Raw genomic sequence first — 16,732 nt, forward strand, 5'->3', positions numbered from 1 at the left:
AATAAGCATATTCATATTGATTTTGTATCACAGGAGAATCTAAAGATGGAGATTCCTTATTTTTAGGGCTGTAAATCTGATCTCATGCCAGTACCCGTACGTGTTTCCCTTTTGCCGTTTCTCCTATTGTTCTTCTTTGCCACTTCTGTCAATGCCCAGGTCCGTATTGTTCAAAAAGGTGCAGAATGGAGCCCTACCGGATTCTCCAATCCTCCAAAATTGGTGGTGGGCATAGTGGTAGACCAGATGCGATTTGACTATCTGAGCCGTTTCTGGCAGCATTATGAAAAAGGGGGTTTCCGCAGAATTGTTGGAGAGGGATTCCTCTGCAGGGACCATCATTTTAATTATGCCCCAACCTCGACGGGGCCGGGGCATGCTTCAATCTATACGGGCACAACTCCTACCTTACATGGGATTATCGGCAACAATTGGTTCGATAAAGACAGCGGGCAAAGCGTTTACTGTGCGGGCGATCCGAAACAGCAGTCTGTCGGAACCTCTGGCGGGGCAGGCCAGATGTCTCCCCACCGTATGCTTACAACAACTATTACAGACCAGTTGCGGTTGCATTATCAGATGCGCGCCAAGGTCATTTCCATTTCCCTAAAAGACCGTGGGGCCGTGCTCCCCGGCGGGCATACGGCAAATGCTGCGTATTGGTTTGAAGGGGGCGCAAACGCAAAATGGATCAGCAGCACCTACTATATGGAGCAGTTGCCTGAATGGGTGGAAAAATTCAATAATTCCGATGCGGGTAGCCGTTACAAAAAAGTATGGGATACTGCTGGGGATATCAACACCTATCTGGAGAGCGGAGCAGATAATACACCTTATGAAGGGATGTTCACTGGCGAAGTGGCCGCTGTTTTTCCTCACGATCTTCCCAATCTTTGGGAGGCTAACGGTGGCTTTGACATTCTGCGCTCCACACCTTATGGTAATAGTTTCACCACAGATTTCGCGATGCAGGCGATAGAGAACGAAAAACTGGGTTTTGACCAGGTCCCTGATTTCCTGACAATCAGTTATTCAAGCACTGATTATATCGGGCATAGGTTTGGAGTGAATTCCAAGGAAGTACAGGATGCCTATGTACGTCTGGATAAGGACCTGGAACGTTTGCTGGATTTTCTCGACAAAAAAATTGGGCGGGACAACTACACTGTTTTCCTGACGTCAGATCACGGGGCCGTACAGGTACCCGCCTTTTTAGAGGATCAGAAGATACCTGGGGGATATCTCAATACAGGGGCATTTGCAACGGATATACGGGAATTTATGAATTATCGCTTTGGAACTACGGAAATCATCAGGGGGAGTTCAAATAACCATGTTTTCTTAGATCATAAGCTTATCGATAATCTGGGGCTGACAACGGAAGAGGTTGCAGAAATACTGAGGGCAGAATTGCTGAGTTTCGATGGGATACAGGAAGTGTATACGGCCGAACAGTTGGTGGGGGCCGATTTAGGGGAGGGTTTTGCAGGAATTCTCCAGAATGGATATAATCAGAAACGTTCCGGGGATATTGTAATTTTACCGGCTCCCGCTACAATCGATTATTCCCGTACGGGAAGCACCCATGGCTCGCCTTATCCCTACGATACGCATGTCCCGTTGCTTTTCTACGGAAAGGGAATACGACAGGGAGAGTTATTAAGGAAAACCTATATCCCCGATATTGCACCCACACTTGCCCTACTTTTAGGGATTGCAAATCCGAATGGAACAACAGGGCAGGCTATTTGGGAGGTGCTAGAATAACTTTTTCCTGATTTCGGCCCACCTGTACCGACGGGCAAACCGGCCTTCTTCAGGGCTCAGCAAACGCCTTTCAGAATTCCGCCAGGCATTAAAATAACCCCTGAAATGATGCCAGCTCAGAAAGGGCTTACCGAGTTTCCAGCTCAATTTTAAGGATGCGATTAAGCTGATAGCTATACCGTAACGCAGGTTGTAAAAACTTCGGCCCTGCAGTCTTCCTTGTTTGGCAGTATAGGAGCTTCCTGTGGGCCGCAAATGCCGGACTTTCAATTCGGGCAGGGTATGCACCTCAAAACCGTGGTAGCGGGCGAGCAGTGTATCTGCCGTATCCCAGCCTATATTCGCCCTCAGGCCGCCAATCGCCTCAAAACAGGCTTTGCTATAGAGTTTTAGCGGCCCCCTTACATGTCCCGCACCGGAGATTTGCTCGTAAACCCAGTCTCCCTGCTTTTCGATAAAGAGCAGTCCGGAACACATTCCCAGTGTAGGGTTTTTTTCGAAGGTGTTCAGGACCTTTTGGAGGTATTCCGGCGGAAGCACAATATCGGCGTCAAATTTTCCAATATACTGATAGGGCTTTGAAATATGGGACAGGCCAAAATTAAACGTATTCACAATTTTGCCCCCGGGTTGATGGACAGGAGCTGATTCTTTCTGCACTAATTCTATCCACGGATATTTTTTGCTGTACGCATCCACTATGGCCGCGGTATTATCTGTACTGTTATCATCCACAACCACTACCTTATCCGGCAGCCTGCTTTGAGACAACAGGGAATCCAGGCATTGCGAAATCAATGCCGCTTCGTTATGAGCTGGAATAATCAGAAGCAAGTCTGCCGGGGCCGTTCCATTCATCATGGAGTCCTTTCAGCGTAGATTAGGTAGTATCGGGGGGTGAAATATCGCAGGATCGGACGAACCCCGATTTTTTTTACCGGATGGGCCCATTGTATACGGTCTTTTATTTCCCAGCCCGCTTTTTCCAGTAGCCAGTCAAATTGCCAGGCTTCGAATTCATGGAAATGACGGTCCCAAGGATCTGTTTCGGAACGGTAGGCGGCAGCAAACCAAAGTCTTAGCGGTACACTGGCCAATAGTTTATTTGCCGGGAGCTCACGCAGCAGGTTAAAAGGGGCCACCAGGTGCTCCAGGATTTCAAAGGCCGTAACCACAGGTGCATCTGAATGTCTGATGGTACTCAGGTCCAGGTCCAGGTCTTCTCCCCCTGTATTTTGGACCTCAAAGCCTTCCTGGCGCATGATTTCCGAAAAAGGGTTTGGTACCCCGAGGTCCAGGATTTGCTCCTCCTTCCCTATGTGTTTGCGTAAAAATTCAAGGGTGAGTCGGTAGCGTTTTTCCGGATAATACTTATACATGGGCCTGGCAGTCTTACTGCTGTTTTTTTAAGAATCCTCCGCTTCAGCGTACTGCTCTATGGGCGCGCAGGTACAGATCAGGTTCCTGTCCCCGTAAGCATCGTCAACTCTTCTGACGGATGGCCAGAATTTATTTTCCATGACATAGGGGAGCGGAAAGGCTGCCTTTTCACGACTGTAGGGCTGATCCCAGCTATCACTCATTACTATTTCCATGGTATGCGGAGCGTTCTTGAGCAGGGGGTTCGGTTCATCCGATTCCATAATTTCCCCGTGGATAGACAGCAGTGCGTCACAGAAGCGGTCCAACTCTTCAAGGCTTTCACTTTCTGTAGGTTCTATCATCATGGTGCCTGCAACCGGGAAGGAAACCGTAGGTGCATGGAAACCGTAATCCATCAGTCTTTTTGCGATGTCGGTTACTTCAATGCCATGTTTTTTAAACGGTCGGCAATCAATGATCATCTCATGTGCTGCCCTTCCCTTTTCACCGGTATATAGAATGGGGTAGGAATCCTTAAGCCGTTCTTTGATATAGTTGGCATTGAGGATCGCAATTCGGGTTGCCTGTGTCAGGCCTTTTGATCCCAGCATCCTGATATAGGCATAGGAAATCAGACAGGCCAGGGCACTTCCCCAGGGAGCTGCAGAAATGGCAGGTATCCCTTGTTCACCCCCGGTTTTGATCAGCGGGTTGCCCGGCAGGAAAGGTACCAACTGCGGGGCTACACAGATAGGGCCTACCCCTGGGCCACCTCCTCCGTGTGGGATGGCAAAAGTCTTATGCAGGTTCAGGTGGCATACATCCGCACCAATGGTTGCCGGGTTGGTCAGGCCAACCTGTGCATTCATGTTTGCCCCGTCCATGTAGACCTGCCCGCCATGGTCGTGGATCAGCTGGGTTACTTTTTTAATGGTGGATTCGAATACCCCATGGGTGGAAGGGTAAGTCACCATCAGGGCGGCCAGTTCTGCGCTGTTGGCGATCACCTTTTGTTCCAAATCGGCCATGTCGATATTCCCTTTTTCGTCTGTAGCTGTCACCACCACTTTCATGCCGGCCATAACAGCCGATGCGGGGTTGGTGCCATGGGCAGAAGAAGGGATCAGACATATATTGCGGTGGCCTTCTCCCCTGGCTTCATGATAGGCCCTGATCAGCATCAGGCCTGCATATTCCCCCTGTGCTCCGGAATTGGGTTGCAGGGAGGTTGCAGCGAAGCCCGTAATTTCGGTAAGATCGGCTGCCAGTTTTGAGAGCATTTTCTGATACCCTTTTGCCTGCTCTACAGGAACAAAGGGGTGGATATTCCCCCATTCGGGCATACTCAGGGGCAGCATTTCGGTTGCCGCATTTAACTTCATGGTGCAGGAACCCAGGGAAATCATGGAATGGTTAAGCGCCAGGTCTTTACGCTCCAGCTTTTTCAGGTAACGCATCAGCTCGGTTTCCGAGTGGTAGCGGTTAAAAACCTCCTGTTCCATGTAAGCGGATTGGCGTTGAAGCCCTTCCGGGATGTTTGTTCCCTCGGCCCAGTCAGTAAGAACCGGAGCTGATTTTTTCATTGCGCTTGCAAAGACCTCCAGTATTTGATTGATATCCTCCAGGCTGGTGGTTTCATTAAGTGAAATACAAACCTGCTCTTTGTCTGCATAGTAAAAATTAAGCTCCGCCGCTTCTGCAAGGGGCCTCAGCTTTTCCACAGGGAATGCGATGGAAACAGTATCGAAATATCCCTGCTTATCCACGGATATCCCAAGTTGTTTCAGCCCGTTTCCAAGGCTAAGGGCGGCAGCATGAATGCGGTTTGCAATATTTTTAAGGCCCTGGGGGCCGTGGTATACGCCGTAGGCTCCGGCCATGACCGCCAGCAGGACCTGGGCGGTACAGATATTTGAAGTGGCCTTATCTCTTTTAATATGTTGTTCCCGGGTTTGAAGGGCCATTCTCATGGCTGGTTTCCCATCTACATCCTTGCTCATCCCGATAATTCTGCCCGGAATATTTCGTTTGTACGCCTCACGGGTTGCAAAGTAAGCCGCGTGCGGCCCTCCGTATCCCAAAGGAATCCCGAATCGCTGGCTGGTACCCACAACAACATCGGCACCAAATTCCCCAGGGGGAACCAGCAGACATAAACTCATCAGGTCTGCAGCAACTGCAACTTTGATATCCAGGGCATGTGCCTGTAAAATAAAAGCTTCAGGATTATCCAGACTGCCGTCCTTTCCGGGATATTGCAGCAATGCCCCGAAGTAAGAGTTGTCCAGGACTGCGCCATTTGCAGCACCAATAATTAATTCAATACCCAGGGGTTTGGATCGGGTTTGTAATAATGCAAGCGTCTGAGGCAGCACCTGATTGGAAACAAAGAATTTCAGGCAATCTGATTTTTTCTGCTCTCTGCTTCGCAAATCGAAGAGCATGGTCATCGCCTCGGCTGCAGCTGTACTCTCATCCAAAAGAGAAGCATTGGCCAGCTCCATCCCGGTCAGTTCACAGACCATGGTTTGATAGTTGAGCAGGGCCTCAAGGCGTCCCTGAGCAATCTCTGCCTGATAAGGGGTGTATGCTGTGTACCATCCCGGGTTTTCGAGTATATTCCGCTTGATAACTGAAGGGGTGATACAGGCGTGATATCCAAGGCCTATGTAGGACTTATACATTTCATTTTCCCTGCCTAACTGATGGATATGTTGCAGATATTCGTATTCGGACATGGGAGGATCCAGGTCCATAGGGGCCTTTAAAAAGATATCCCTGGGAACGGTTTCCTCAATAAGCTGGTCCAGGCTGTCAACCCCTATTACATCCAGCATCCTGTTTAAATCATCCGGCCGGATACCCAAATGCCGGGAAGCAAATTGATCTGTTATCATAGCAGAATTTTAGAGACTCTAAAGACTGCAAAATTAGGTATTAATTCTTGGATTTACACCCCTTTATTGGGCCAGAAAATGCTAAAGTTTTTAACGAAAACCGGGGCTTATGAACAGTTTGTCTACCTTTGGGAGGATGCAGTGGTTTCGGTTATTCTTTCGGCTGTATATAAAAGCCAGTATTCATGCGGCACTGGCCCTCACTGCCCTGATAGCGGTGACTGAGATGGTCTTCCGTATTCCGGTAGCTCCTGCTTATTACACACTTGTTTTCTTCGGGGGGATTGCCGGTTATAACGCTATCAAATACGGGGTGGAACCCTGGAAATACCGCTGGGATTTTCGCGGCGGACACGCCTTGCTTCTTATTTTTAGCCTCTGTTGTTTGGGCGTGGCATTAATTCAGCTCTGTTATTTGCCTTTGGATACCATTATTCTTTTGGGATGCTGCGTAATCTTTGTTTTTTTGTACGGTATCCCTGTACTGCCAGGGGTTCGCAACCTTCGTAGCTTCGGAATTTTAAAGGTTATCTGGGTTTCATTGGTTTGGACCCTCGTAAGCGTCAGTATTCCCCTCTGGGAAACAGCCGTATTCGGGCAATGGAATTTCTGGCTTGAAACCCTGCAGCGGTTCCTCTGGATCATTATCCTGATGTTGCCTTTTGAAATTCGCGATATGAATCTGGATCCCCTGTCCCTTCAAACCATTCCCCAGCGGATTGGGCAGCGCAATACGCTGCTTTTGGGCTACTTTCTTACCCTTTGTTTTTATGGCCTGGGGTTCCTCAAAGAAAACCCGGAGAGCCTGGATAGTTACGGTAAAACCATTGCGCTGGTATTGCTGTTGGGCGGTCTGTGGGGTAGTTCCCTGCCACAGAAAAGGTATTACGCCTCTTTTGGGATTGAAAGTATCCCCATTCTGGTTTTCCTGTCAATGTACCTCATAGAATACCTCAGCTGAGTGTCCCTTATTCTTTGAGATCCCTTAAAAGACGCTGTTTCATCGCAGCCTTGTCCCTTTCGGAAAGCGTCCTGAGATGGGCCTGCTTGCAGAGGCTGGTAAGTTGTTTGTTTTTTGAAGAGAACCCGGCACAGGTTTTACAAACCAGTAAATGCAGACCCAACTGGATCCGCTCCAGAAAGCCCGCTTCCCTGTATTGGCTTTTGTTGCAAATATTTGCAGCTTTCTCACATGTTATCATCTGCCTATTTTTTAAACCAATCCTGGTTGAGGCACCCCATTAAGGCTGTTCGCGCCCTGTGGATCATCACCCAGAGATTAGACGGGTTTATCCCCATTTCATTACAAATATCTTCCGTACTTAGTCCCTTAATGGTTTTCAGGGTAAAGACTTTAGCCTGTTTTTCGGGTAGCTGGGAGATGCAATTTTGGATGGCCAGTCCCAATTCTTCATTCTCCAGGCTGTCATTTTCTCTTGTGCTATCAGGGTCTGCCACCTGCTGTTCCAGCCAGTCTCCTTCTAAATCGGTCTGACTACTGTAAGACATCTTTACCTCAGCCCTGCCTTTGGCAGTATTTGATTTGCGATAATGGTCTATAACCTTTCGTTTCAGAATAGCAATAAGCCAGGTCCTTTCAGAGGCATTTCCCTTGAAATTCGAAGCAGCTTTTAAGCCGGCAATAAAGGTTTCCTGCACCAGGTCCCTCGCGGTTTCCGGATCACTGATCCGCGCGGCCGCATAGTTGAAAAGGTAGTCTGCATAGCGGTCTACCCAGTTTTCCGGTTTTAATGTTGGTTTATCCCTATCCATATAGATTGATCAAAAATACCGTAAATTTGGGGGATAACCTATATCTACAGTGTGATGGAAAAATCAGCAATTAAATCCACAAACAGTGTTCTGGGCCTTCTGCTCCTTTTTATTTTGATTGGATGTACCCCCAAAAAACAAATGCCCATAACAGAATTCTCTTCCGATAATATGGAAGCAAACGCCATCCTTGTAGATGTCCGGACTCCCGAGGAATTTGAAGAGGGCCATCTCCCCGGGGCAATCAATATCGATTGGCTGGCAGCTGATTTTAAAGCCCATTGGGCTGATATGGATCCCTCCAAAAAAGTTTACGTCTATTGCCAGAAAGGGGGGCGAAGTGCCCGAGCGGCTGCTGCCCTGGACTCCCTTGGTTTTGAGGTGATAGACCTTACGGGAGGCTATGAGGCTTTCGCTGCTGCAAAAAAATAAACAAGAGGGCTTTAGAAAACTCAGTGGGTTTCCAAAAGGCCAGCCCTCTCCAGTAATGCCTGTATATCGGGTTCCCTGCCCCTGAAGCGCTTATATAACTCCATTGGATCTTCTGTTCCGCCCCGGCTCAATATGTGTTCTCTGAAAAGGGATGCAATTTTAGCGTTGAATATTCCTTTTTCCTTGAAGAAAGCAAAGGCATCTGCATCCAGGACCTCTGCCCATTTATAACTGTAGTAGCCTGAAGAATAACCGCCCTGGAAAATATGGGAGAAAGAAGTGCTCATACAGGTATCCGGGTGGTCCGGAAAAAGCTGGGTTTTCCCGAATGCCGCTTGTTCGTATTGTTTGACGTCTTTTACCTCCGATGGATCGCTCCCATGCCAGGCCATATCCAGCAGCCCAAAACTGATTTGCCGGACCGTGGCCATTCCTTCCTGGAAATTTGCACTGGCTTTTATTTTTTCCACCAGGGCATCGGGAATGATCTCCCCGGATTGGTAATGCTTCGCAAAGAGTTTCAGGGCATCGGGTTCATAACACCAATTTTCCATTATCTGACTGGGAAGTTCCACAAAATCCCAGTATACGGAAGTCCCTGAAAGGCCGGGGTAGGTTGTATTGGCCAGCATGCCGTGCAGAGCATGGCCAAACTCGTGAAATAAGGTGGTAACCTCATTAAAGGTCAGCAGGGAAGGGATATTCCCATTGGGCCTGCTAAAATTGCACACAATGGAGATATGTGGCCGCTCATCCGTTCCATTCCTGCGAAATTGGGGTTTGTAAGATGTCATCCAGGCACCCCCCCGCTTCCCCGGACGCGGATGAAAGTCTGCATAAAAAAGGGAAATAAATTTGTTGTCCTGGTCGAATACCCTGAAAACACGAACCTCTTTATGGTACTTATCCACTTCCGGGGCTTCCTGAAAGCGAAGCCCGAAGAGTTTCCCTGCAACCGTAAAAACACCTTCCAAAACACTTTCCAGAGGAAAGTAGGGTTTCAGGATTTCGTCATCGAGGGCGTGCTTTTGCTGCTTTAATTTTTCTGAATAATAGGCATTGTCCCATTTTTGTAATTCGGATATGCCACCGGTTTCCTTTGCAAATTCCTTTAATTCCTCCAAATCGCGCTCTGCTGCAGGCAGCGCTTTTTCCAGCAGCTCTTTAAGGAAATCCTGAACCGCTTCAGGAGATTTGGCCATACGCTCTGCCAGCACAAAGTGGGCATGACTTTCAAAACCGAGCAGCTTTGCCCTCTGGTGGCGAAGGCCAGCTATTTTCAAAACAATTTCCCGGTTATCGAGCTGGTCTCCATGGAATCCTTTGCTGCCAAAGGCCAGCGCCATTTTTTTACGGAGTTCCCGCCTGGCGGAATATTTCATAAAAGGAATATAGCTGGGGTAGTCAAGAGTAAATACCCATCCCTTTTTATTGCGCTGTTTGGCCAGCTCGGCCGCTTGTTCCCTGATGGCTTCGGGCAACCCTTGCAGCTCTTTTGCATCCTCAAGCACCAGTTCAAAACGATTGGTTTCTTCCAGGACGTGTTCGCCAAATGTCAATTTCAGTTTGGAGAGTTCTGCATCTATCTTTCGCAATTCCGCTTTATCATCTTCTCCCAGAAGTGCCCCGTTCCGCTGGAAATGCCTGTATTTTTTATCCAGGAGCATCTCTTCTTCAGGATTTAAATTCAGGCTGGCCGTCTGATCATAAACAGCTTTTACACGCTTGAAAAGTGCCTGGTTCAGCGTGATGTCATTACTGAATTCCGATAGCATAGGGGAGATCTCCTGGGCCAGGGCCTGGATTTCCGGATTGGTTTCAGCAGAATTCAAATTGAAGAAGATACTGCTGATCCTATCCAGTTGGTAGCCGGAATAATCTAGGGCGGCAATGGTATTTTCAAAAGTAGGTGTTTCCGGATTTTGCGTGATTGCATCAATTTCCTGCCTGGCCGTTTCTATTGCAGACTCGAATGCTGGCTTGAAATCACTGGTTTTTATTGCGGAAAAGGGACTAAGGTCGAATACATCCAGCAAAGGATTCTTCATGGATCAGAAAAATTTTTAAGTTATCGATTGTTTTGGATCTCCCCGTATTAACGGTTGTACTTATTGCGGACCTCAGCGGCTCCTTTTTCCACCTTTTCCTTAAGGGATTCTTTGTATTTCAGGATACGGTCCAGAATTTTATCGTCTGCACTTCCAAGGATTTGGGCCGCGAGAATACCTGCATTCTTAGCTCCGTTCAGGGCTACAGTTGCCACAGGGACTCCTCCGGGCATCTGCAAAATGGAAAGGACCGAATCCCATCCATCTATGGAATTACTGCTTTTGACCGGCACCCCTATTACAGGTAATGGGGAATAAGAGGCAACCATTCCGGGGAGGTGGGCAGCGCCACCAGCACCTGCAATGATTACGGAAATCCCCCTTTTATGTGCATTTTGCCCGTAGTCCGCGAGTTTTTCCGGGGTGCGGTGGGCAGAGACAATATCCACTTCTGTCTGGATTTCCAGCGTATTGAGGATGTCGATGGCTTCCTGCATAACGGGAAGGTCGCTGGTGCTTCCCATGATTATTGCTACTTTACTCATTAATCCGGGTGTTAGAAATTACTTTAATCTGCTCTTTAACCAAAGCAGCTGTTTTTCGGGCTTCATCAATGGAGGGATCCACAATGGTTACATGGCCCATTTTGCGAAAAGGACGGGTCTCCCGTTTTCCATAAATGTGGGGGGTGACTCCCTTCAGTCCTAATATTTTATCGATGTTTTCATACTCCACATCGCCCTTATAACCTTCTTCTCCCACCAGGTTTACCATCACGGCAGCAACCTTACTTTCCGTTTCCCCAAGGGGCAGGCCAAGTACAGCCCGCAGATGCTGTTCAAACTGGTTGGTATAACTACCCTCAATGGAATAATGGCCACTGTTGTGGGGCCTGGGGGCTACTTCGTTGACCAGGATCTGATCATCCTGCGTTTGAAAAAGCTCCACGGCAAGTAATCCAACGTGTTTGAGCTGCTCAGAAACCTTCAGGGCAACAGCCCTTGCTTTTTGGGCAATGGTATCCGGGATGCGCGCAGGACAAAGTACATACTCCACCTGATTGGCTTCCGGGTGAAATTCCATTTCAACCACCGGATAGGATTTTACTTCCCCATTCGCACTTCGTGCTACAATTACCGCCAGCTCCCTTTTAAAAGGGATCAGGGTTTCGGCAATGCATTCCACATTGGGCAGGCCTTTGAGGTCATCCAGGGTCCGTATGATTTTCACACCCTGCCCGTCATATCCGAACTGGGCACTTTTCCAAACGAAAGGTAGGGACAGCCCGCCGTTGGCCAGGCTGTCCCTGATCTCACTGGTATAGGCGAAGCGGCTGAAATCTGCCGTGGGAATGCCATGGTCTATATAAAACAATTTCTGGCTGGCTTTATTCTGAATAACGCGAAGGCTCCTGGCCGATGGGTATACTTTTTTGCCTTGCTCTGCAAGATCTTCGAGCGCCTGAACATTTACATTCTCAATTTCTATAGTCAAAAGGTCCACATCCCTGCCGAATTCCATAACAGTCTTGTAATCCATCAGATCCCCGGATTCAAAACGATTGGCCGCGAGCCTGGCCGGAGCAGCCTTTGAAGGATCTATAACCTTTGTCTGGATATCCCATTTACGGGTTTCGTACAACAACATTTTGCCCAGTTGTCCTCCTCCGAGTATTCCAAGCGTAAAATCTGACGAAAAAAAACTCATATGGCTGTCTTTCCTTTTCTTTTTTTGGTGTTATTTCTCAGGTCAGACAAAAATACGCTTAATTCTTAGAAAGCTCAGGAAGCCGCCTTAAAAAGAGAAATCAAAACACTATATTCGCGTTTTGAGCAAGGATGAAAAATTCAGTAACCCTTCACGGCAAAAAATTCACGGCTTTCCTTTCTGAAAAGGAGATATTACTGGCCGTGCAGAAAATCGCAGATGAAATCGCGAGGGATTACAAAGATGAGGTTCCCATTTTCGTAGGGGTACTGAACGGTGCCTTTATGTTTGCCTCGGATTTTCTCAAGTGCTATCCTTATCCCTGCGAGGTCTCTTTTGTAAAGCTCAGTTCCTATCGCGGGCTCACCTCAACGGGGATAGTTGAAACCTTGCTGGACCTGCCCGAGCAGGTTGAAGGCCGGCATGTGATTATACTGGAAGATATAGTCGATACCGGAAGGACGCTTCAGGAACTGGTGCATATGTTCGCCAACAAGAACGTAAAAGATTTTAAGATTGCCTCCCTTTTTTACAAATCGGAGATCTATAATGGAGAATACCCCATTGATTATTTCGGTATCGAAATCCCGGATAAATTTATAGTAGGATATGGTCTGGATTACAGGGAACAGGGCCGAAACCTGCGCAACGTATATCAACTTAAGAAACAACCCATGATTAATTTAGTCTTATTCGGAAAACCAGGGGCCGGAAAAGGAACCCAGGCTGCCTTTCTGAAGGAGCGTTATGGCTTAAAGCACATTTCCACCGGAGATGTGTTCCGTTACAACATCAAAAATGGAACCGAATTGGGCAAACTGGCCCAATCCTACATGGATAAAGGCGATCTGGTGCCGGATGAAGTTACCATCCGCATGCTGCAGGAAGAGGTTGAAAAAGCCACAGAGGCTTCCGGCTTTATCTTTGACGGTTTCCCCAGAACTACTGCACAGGCTGAAGCACTCGATAATTTTCTTGAGAGCAAGGAGATGTCTATAGATGCTACCATTGCCCTTGAGGCGGATGATGAGGTCCTGATTGAGCGGTTGCTGGAACGGGGAAAAGTCTCAGGAAGGGCAGACGATCAGGATGCCGGAAAAATAAGGAACCGCTTTGAGGAATACAATTCCAAGACAGCCCCACTGAAAGCTTACTACCAACAGCAGGGCAAATTTCACAGTGTAAATGGTATCGGGGAGATACAGGAGATTACCCGAAGGTTATCCGCGGTAATCGATCAACTCTGAGGCATACCCCGGAATTCGCCGGACGCCCTAAATTATAACCCATGACAGAAGGAAATTTTGTCGATTATGTTAAGGTCCATCTCAGTTCGGGAAACGGGGGCAAGGGATCTGCGCATTTACGCAGGGAAAAATATGTTGCCAAGGGTGGTCCGGACGGAGGAGACGGTGGTCGCGGCGGGCATGTGATCCTTAAGGGGAACAAAAACCTGTGGACCTTGCTGAACTTCAAATTTAAAAGGCATTTTAAAGCCGGTCACGGGGAGCATGGCGGCAAACAGCGCAGTACGGGAGCCGACGGGGAAGACGTCTATCTGGAAGTTCCGCTGGGGACGGTTGCCAAGGACACTGTGTCAGGAGAGACTATTTGCGAAATCACTGAGGATGGGCAGGAAGAAATCCTGGCTCAGGGAGGAATGGGAGGCAGGGGCAACTGGCATTTTAAATCTGCCACCAATCAGACCCCCCGTTACGCACAGCCCGGAATACCGGGAGCGGAAAAAGATATTATCCTTGAACTGAAGGTTCTGGCAGACGTGGGCCTGGTTGGCTTCCCCAACGCCGGGAAATCTACCCTTTTATCTGTCTTAACGGCGGCTAAGCCCAAAATAGCCGATTATGAATTCACCACCCTGAAGCCCAATCTCGGGATAGTCCAATACCGGGATTTTCAAAGTTTTGTAATCGCAGATATCCCCGGAATAATCGAAGGTGCATCTGAGGGCAAGGGGCTGGGCCATTATTTCCTGAGGCATATAGAGCGCAATGCCACCCTGTTATTCCTGGTCCCGGCCGATTCTGCAGACATTTCCGCTGAATATAAAATACTGCTGGAAGAACTGCGGAAGTACAATCCCGAATTGCTTGATAAACGCCGTCTGCTGGCAATTTCAAAATGCGATATGCTCGATGAGGAACTGATTTCCGAGATGGACACTTTGCTTAAAGAGGAACTAACAGACATTCCGTTTATGTTCATTTCTTCCGTTTCCGGGCTGGGCATCGAAAGGCTCAAGGATCAGCTATGGAAGCTGTTAAACGAATAAGTGCGCCTACTTTTTTAAAACCTCTCCTTTATCCGTATTTTTAATAAAAGAATTATTGTGAAGCGGCTCTTCGCCATTATGATTTTGTTACTGATTACGGGTTGTGCGGGTATTCGCGTGAATTACGACTACGACCCGCAAGTCTCCTTTGAGGGGTACAACACTTTTGGCTATTACCCGGAACTGAACTCCGGGCTTGGCGAACTGGACGAGCGCCGGCTTCTGGAGGCTACAAACCGGGCCTTAAGTTCGAGGGGGTTTAAGTTTTCGGAAGAACCTGACTTTTGGATCAATGTCAACAGTGTCCTGGTTGAGACCCCTCCTTCCAGCAATATAGGAATAGGCATGGGGGGCGGCGGACGCAATGTTGGGGGAGGAATTTCCATCGGGGTTCCCGTCTCAGGACCCGCACTGCAATATCAAATCACTTTTGACCTGCTGGATCGGCAGCGCGAAGCTTTAATATGGCAGGCTTTCTGTAGTGTAAAAATAGACGATACGCTGGCGCCAGAGGCTCGTGTAGCTCGTTTCAATGACATTGCCCAAAAAGTTTTTTCAGCTTTTCCACCCGGGAATTGATACCTTAAAAGGCGAATACCATACCGTTCAGGCGGCAGATTTACCGCTTATCATAATTCAGATTGTAACCCTGGCCTATACCCTTAATTTAGTCCTTATCAGGTTTTGACCTTCATTCGGACCAGTCATAAAATGATTAGGTTGGTTCAACAAAGGAAATACGTGTAAAACCAATTCAGCAAATAAATATCAATAAGATATTAGAATGATGGGACTAAAAAAAATATTAAAATGGGGGTTTTTATTTGGTGCTTCAGTAGCCCTCGGAACTCAGATACTCACGTGGATGGGGCTAGGATTAACAAATTGGTTTTTAGTACTGACCTATTTATTGGTAGTAGTTTTTTCGATCCTATGTCTTATTGATTTGAAGAAAAGTGGCGCAATAAAACTCAATTTACTAAATGCTATTTTGATTATTTTAGGAATAATCCTTATTTCAAGATTGATCTTTCAGACGTATATGTTCATATATACCCGTTATTTAGATCCTTCCTGGATAGATACTGTTTCTGAAACCTGGGCAACTTCCATGCGAGAATCCAATGTATCTGCCGATCAAATTGACGGCCAAATAAATGGTTTCCGAAAATCCTATGAAGTACTTCCAATGTTCACCAGTTCCTTGATCTCCTACGCAGTACCGCAGTTCATTATAGGAATAATCGTTTCGACTGTTTTTGTGATTACACATAAGATAAAATCAAGAAAAGAGGATTAATGAACAAAAGGCTAAAAAGGTGTATAAAATCATAGTGACTAATCGCCACTACGCTTGATTCACGAAACCAGTAACAATTTGCTTGTTCCCAATACTTATCTATTATACAATCAATAAAACCTAAAATCAACAAAGACATGAAAATCAAAAATCGAATCTATGTTTTCTTTCTTTATACGGCGGTAGCTTTTTTTACCGGAGCAAGCCTTATAGCACAGGACCTCAGCGGGGCCTGGAAAGGTAACCTTAACGTACAGGGAACGGAATTGCCACTGGTATTTCATCTGACTAAGGTGGCAGACGGCTATACGGCAACAATGGACAGCCCTTCTCAGGGAGCAACAGGAATCCCCATGGGGGACCGCAGGGAATCCGGGATTCCTGGGGCTTCAATCCTGAAGCGCAATTATTCGCCAGCAGGGGCTACGCTACCCTCCAGGTCAACTTTCGCATATCCGGGGGGTATGGAAAGGAATTCCTGGAATCAGGGTTCAAGCAAATTGGCCGCAAAGCCATGGATGACGTTGAAGATGGCCTTCAATATGTGGTTGAAGAGGGCTGGGTAGACAAGGATAAGGCTGCTATTTATGGTGGAAGCCACGGAGGATATGCGGTGCTCAGGGGCCTTACCAAAACCCCGGACCTCTACGCTTGCGGGGTTGATTATGTAGGGGTTTCCAACCTATTTACCTTTATGAAGACCATCCCACCCTACTGGAAACCGTATTTAAAGATCATCAAAGAGATATGGTATGATGAAGATGTACCGGAGGAAAAAGCCATAATGGAGGAAGTCTCCCCGGTATATCAGATAGATAAAATTGAAAAACCACTTTTTGTAGTGCAGGGGGCAAACGATCCCAGGGTCAATATTGACGAATCCGATCAGATTGTGCAGGCACTACGGGCTAAAGGGGTAGATGTACCCTATATGGTTAAATACGACGAAGGACACGGATTCGGGAAAGAAGAGAACCGCATAGAGCTGTACAAAGCCATGATGGGCTTTTTCTCAAAACATCTGGGCCAGCAGGAAATTCCAGCCCCAATCAAAGGGTAATCGAAATAAATTCGGATCCTAGAAAGGGAGCCTTCGGGCTCCCTTTTTTAATTGATCCGCTCCAGACTACCGTTCAGTCAGGCTATATGACCATTG

The 16,732-nt window shown here is 47.5% G+C and carries 15 protein-coding genes and 1 pseudogene; 8 read left to right on the top strand and 8 right to left on the bottom strand.

The window, feature by feature from the left end:
• Positions 1-84: 84 nt before the first annotated feature.
• On the top strand, positions 85-1,767 hold the full coding sequence (gene pafA, locus ACT6NV_RS09560; protein ID WP_445384246.1) for an alkaline phosphatase PafA: 1,683 nt from the start codon (positions 85-87) through the stop codon (positions 1,765-1,767).
• On the opposite strand, the gene ACT6NV_RS09565 is transcribed toward pafA, so the two are convergent.
• From ACT6NV_RS09565 to gcvP, 3 genes are read right to left on the bottom strand one after another with little or no spacing between them, the layout of a single operon-like run.
• Positions 1,759-2,628 (bottom strand): glycosyltransferase, encoded by an 870-nt coding sequence (locus ACT6NV_RS09565; RefSeq protein WP_445384247.1) that lies wholly within the window; start codon positions 2,626-2,628, stop codon positions 1,759-1,761. The genes pafA and ACT6NV_RS09565 overlap by 9 nt on opposite strands.
• Positions 2,625-3,146, bottom strand: a complete 522-nt coding sequence (locus ACT6NV_RS09570) for a methyltransferase (RefSeq protein WP_445384248.1) — start codon at positions 3,144-3,146, stop codon at positions 2,625-2,627. The genes ACT6NV_RS09565 and ACT6NV_RS09570 overlap by 4 nt, the downstream gene beginning before the upstream one ends.
• Positions 3,147-3,173: 27 nt before the next feature.
• On the bottom strand, positions 3,174-6,026 hold the full coding sequence (gene gcvP / locus ACT6NV_RS09575; protein WP_445384249.1) for an aminomethyl-transferring glycine dehydrogenase: 2,853 nt from the start codon (positions 6,024-6,026) through the stop codon (positions 3,174-3,176).
• Positions 6,027-6,135: 109 nt separating this feature from the next.
• Here gcvP and ACT6NV_RS09580 point away from each other — a divergent pair, with 109 nt between their 5' ends.
• Complete coding sequence (locus ACT6NV_RS09580) at positions 6,136-6,987, top strand: hypothetical protein (RefSeq protein ID WP_445384250.1); 852 nt, start codon at positions 6,136-6,138, stop codon at positions 6,985-6,987.
• A gap of 7 nt (positions 6,988-6,994) precedes the next feature.
• On the opposite strand, the gene ACT6NV_RS09585 is transcribed toward ACT6NV_RS09580, so the two are convergent.
• Both ACT6NV_RS09585 and ACT6NV_RS09590 read right to left on the bottom strand, forming a co-directional pair.
• Entirely contained in the window at positions 6,995-7,228 is a 234-nt protein-coding gene (locus tag ACT6NV_RS09585; RefSeq protein WP_445384251.1) for a hypothetical protein, read from the bottom strand.
• Between the two features lie 4 nt (positions 7,229-7,232).
• Positions 7,233-7,799: a sigma-70 family RNA polymerase sigma factor gene (locus tag ACT6NV_RS09590; RefSeq protein ID WP_445384252.1), complete on the bottom strand. Its 567-nt coding sequence runs from the start codon at positions 7,797-7,799 to the stop codon at positions 7,233-7,235.
• A gap of 54 nt (positions 7,800-7,853) precedes the next feature.
• Between ACT6NV_RS09590 and ACT6NV_RS09595 the strand changes: the two genes are divergently transcribed.
• A complete protein-coding gene (locus ACT6NV_RS09595; RefSeq protein WP_445384253.1) occupies positions 7,854-8,231 on the top strand; it encodes a rhodanese-like domain-containing protein in 378 nt (125 codons plus the stop codon).
• Between the two features lie 20 nt (positions 8,232-8,251).
• Here ACT6NV_RS09595 and ACT6NV_RS09600 read toward each other — a convergent pair whose 3' ends face one another.
• From ACT6NV_RS09600 to ACT6NV_RS09610, 3 genes are read right to left on the bottom strand one after another with little or no spacing between them, the layout of a single operon-like run.
• The gene (locus ACT6NV_RS09600) at positions 8,252-10,279 is read right to left on the bottom strand and encodes a M3 family metallopeptidase (RefSeq protein ID WP_445384254.1); all 2,028 of its coding nucleotides are present in this window, start codon (positions 10,277-10,279) and stop codon (positions 8,252-8,254) included.
• 47 nt (positions 10,280-10,326) lie between these two features.
• Complete coding sequence (purE, locus tag ACT6NV_RS09605; RefSeq protein ID WP_445384255.1) at positions 10,327-10,824, bottom strand: 5-(carboxyamino)imidazole ribonucleotide mutase; 498 nt, start codon at positions 10,822-10,824, stop codon at positions 10,327-10,329.
• Positions 10,817-11,986 carry a 5-(carboxyamino)imidazole ribonucleotide synthase gene (locus tag ACT6NV_RS09610; RefSeq protein WP_445384256.1) on the bottom strand — a complete coding sequence of 390 codons (1,170 nt, stop codon included), beginning with the start codon at positions 11,984-11,986 and terminating at the stop codon, positions 10,817-10,819. The genes purE and ACT6NV_RS09610 overlap by 8 nt, the downstream gene beginning before the upstream one ends.
• A gap of 131 nt (positions 11,987-12,117) precedes the next feature.
• Between ACT6NV_RS09610 and ACT6NV_RS09615 the strand changes: the two genes are divergently transcribed.
• The 5 genes and pseudogenes from ACT6NV_RS09615 to ACT6NV_RS09635 all read left to right on the top strand — a co-directional run.
• Positions 12,118-13,233, top strand: coding sequence for an adenylate kinase (locus ACT6NV_RS09615; protein ID WP_445384257.1), 1,116 nt, complete (start codon positions 12,118-12,120; stop codon positions 13,231-13,233).
• A gap of 41 nt (positions 13,234-13,274) precedes the next feature.
• A complete protein-coding gene (gene obgE, locus ACT6NV_RS09620) occupies positions 13,275-14,276 on the top strand; it encodes a GTPase ObgE (protein WP_445384258.1) in 1,002 nt (333 codons plus the stop codon).
• 57 nt (positions 14,277-14,333) lie between these two features.
• Positions 14,334-14,855: a DUF4136 domain-containing protein gene (locus ACT6NV_RS09625; protein ID WP_445384259.1), complete on the top strand. Its 522-nt coding sequence runs from the start codon at positions 14,334-14,336 to the stop codon at positions 14,853-14,855.
• A gap of 205 nt (positions 14,856-15,060) precedes the next feature.
• A complete protein-coding gene (locus ACT6NV_RS09630) occupies positions 15,061-15,576 on the top strand; it encodes a DUF4199 family protein (protein ID WP_445384260.1) in 516 nt (171 codons plus the stop codon).
• 346 nt (positions 15,577-15,922) lie between these two features.
• Positions 15,923-16,636: pseudogene (locus tag ACT6NV_RS09635) on the top strand (alpha/beta hydrolase family protein); the annotation flags it as partial.
• Between the last annotated feature and the right edge of the window lie 96 nt (positions 16,637-16,732).

The sequence above is a fragment of the Robiginitalea insularis genome (assembly GCF_052497835.1).

Bases quoted from the DNA above. Each gene is read 5' to 3' on its own strand.
- pafA (WP_445384246.1), top strand. From the start codon at position 85: ATGCCAGTACCCGTACGTGTTTCCCTTTTGCCGTTTCTCCTATTGTTC.
- ACT6NV_RS09565 (WP_445384247.1), bottom strand. From the start codon at position 2,628: ATGATGAATGGAACGGCCCCGGCAGACTTGCTTCTGATTATTCCAGCT.
- ACT6NV_RS09570 (WP_445384248.1), bottom strand. From the start codon at position 3,146: ATGTATAAGTATTATCCGGAAAAACGCTACCGACTCACCCTTGAATTT.
- gcvP (WP_445384249.1), bottom strand. From the start codon at position 6,026: ATGATAACAGATCAATTTGCTTCCCGGCATTTGGGTATCCGGCCGGAT.
- ACT6NV_RS09580 (WP_445384250.1), top strand. From the start codon at position 6,136: ATGAACAGTTTGTCTACCTTTGGGAGGATGCAGTGGTTTCGGTTATTC.
- ACT6NV_RS09585 (WP_445384251.1), bottom strand. From the start codon at position 7,228: ATGATAACATGTGAGAAAGCTGCAAATATTTGCAACAAAAGCCAATAC.
- ACT6NV_RS09590 (WP_445384252.1), bottom strand. From the start codon at position 7,799: ATGGATAGGGATAAACCAACATTAAAACCGGAAAACTGGGTAGACCGC.
- ACT6NV_RS09595 (WP_445384253.1), top strand. From the start codon at position 7,854: ATGGAAAAATCAGCAATTAAATCCACAAACAGTGTTCTGGGCCTTCTG.
- ACT6NV_RS09600 (WP_445384254.1), bottom strand. From the start codon at position 10,279: ATGAAGAATCCTTTGCTGGATGTATTCGACCTTAGTCCCTTTTCCGCA.
- purE (WP_445384255.1), bottom strand. From the start codon at position 10,824: ATGAGTAAAGTAGCAATAATCATGGGAAGCACCAGCGACCTTCCCGTT.
- ACT6NV_RS09610 (WP_445384256.1), bottom strand. From the start codon at position 11,986: ATGAGTTTTTTTTCGTCAGATTTTACGCTTGGAATACTCGGAGGAGGA.
- ACT6NV_RS09615 (WP_445384257.1), top strand. From the start codon at position 12,118: ATGAAAAATTCAGTAACCCTTCACGGCAAAAAATTCACGGCTTTCCTT.
- obgE (WP_445384258.1), top strand. From the start codon at position 13,275: ATGACAGAAGGAAATTTTGTCGATTATGTTAAGGTCCATCTCAGTTCG.
- ACT6NV_RS09630 (WP_445384260.1), top strand. From the start codon at position 15,061: ATGATGGGACTAAAAAAAATATTAAAATGGGGGTTTTTATTTGGTGCT.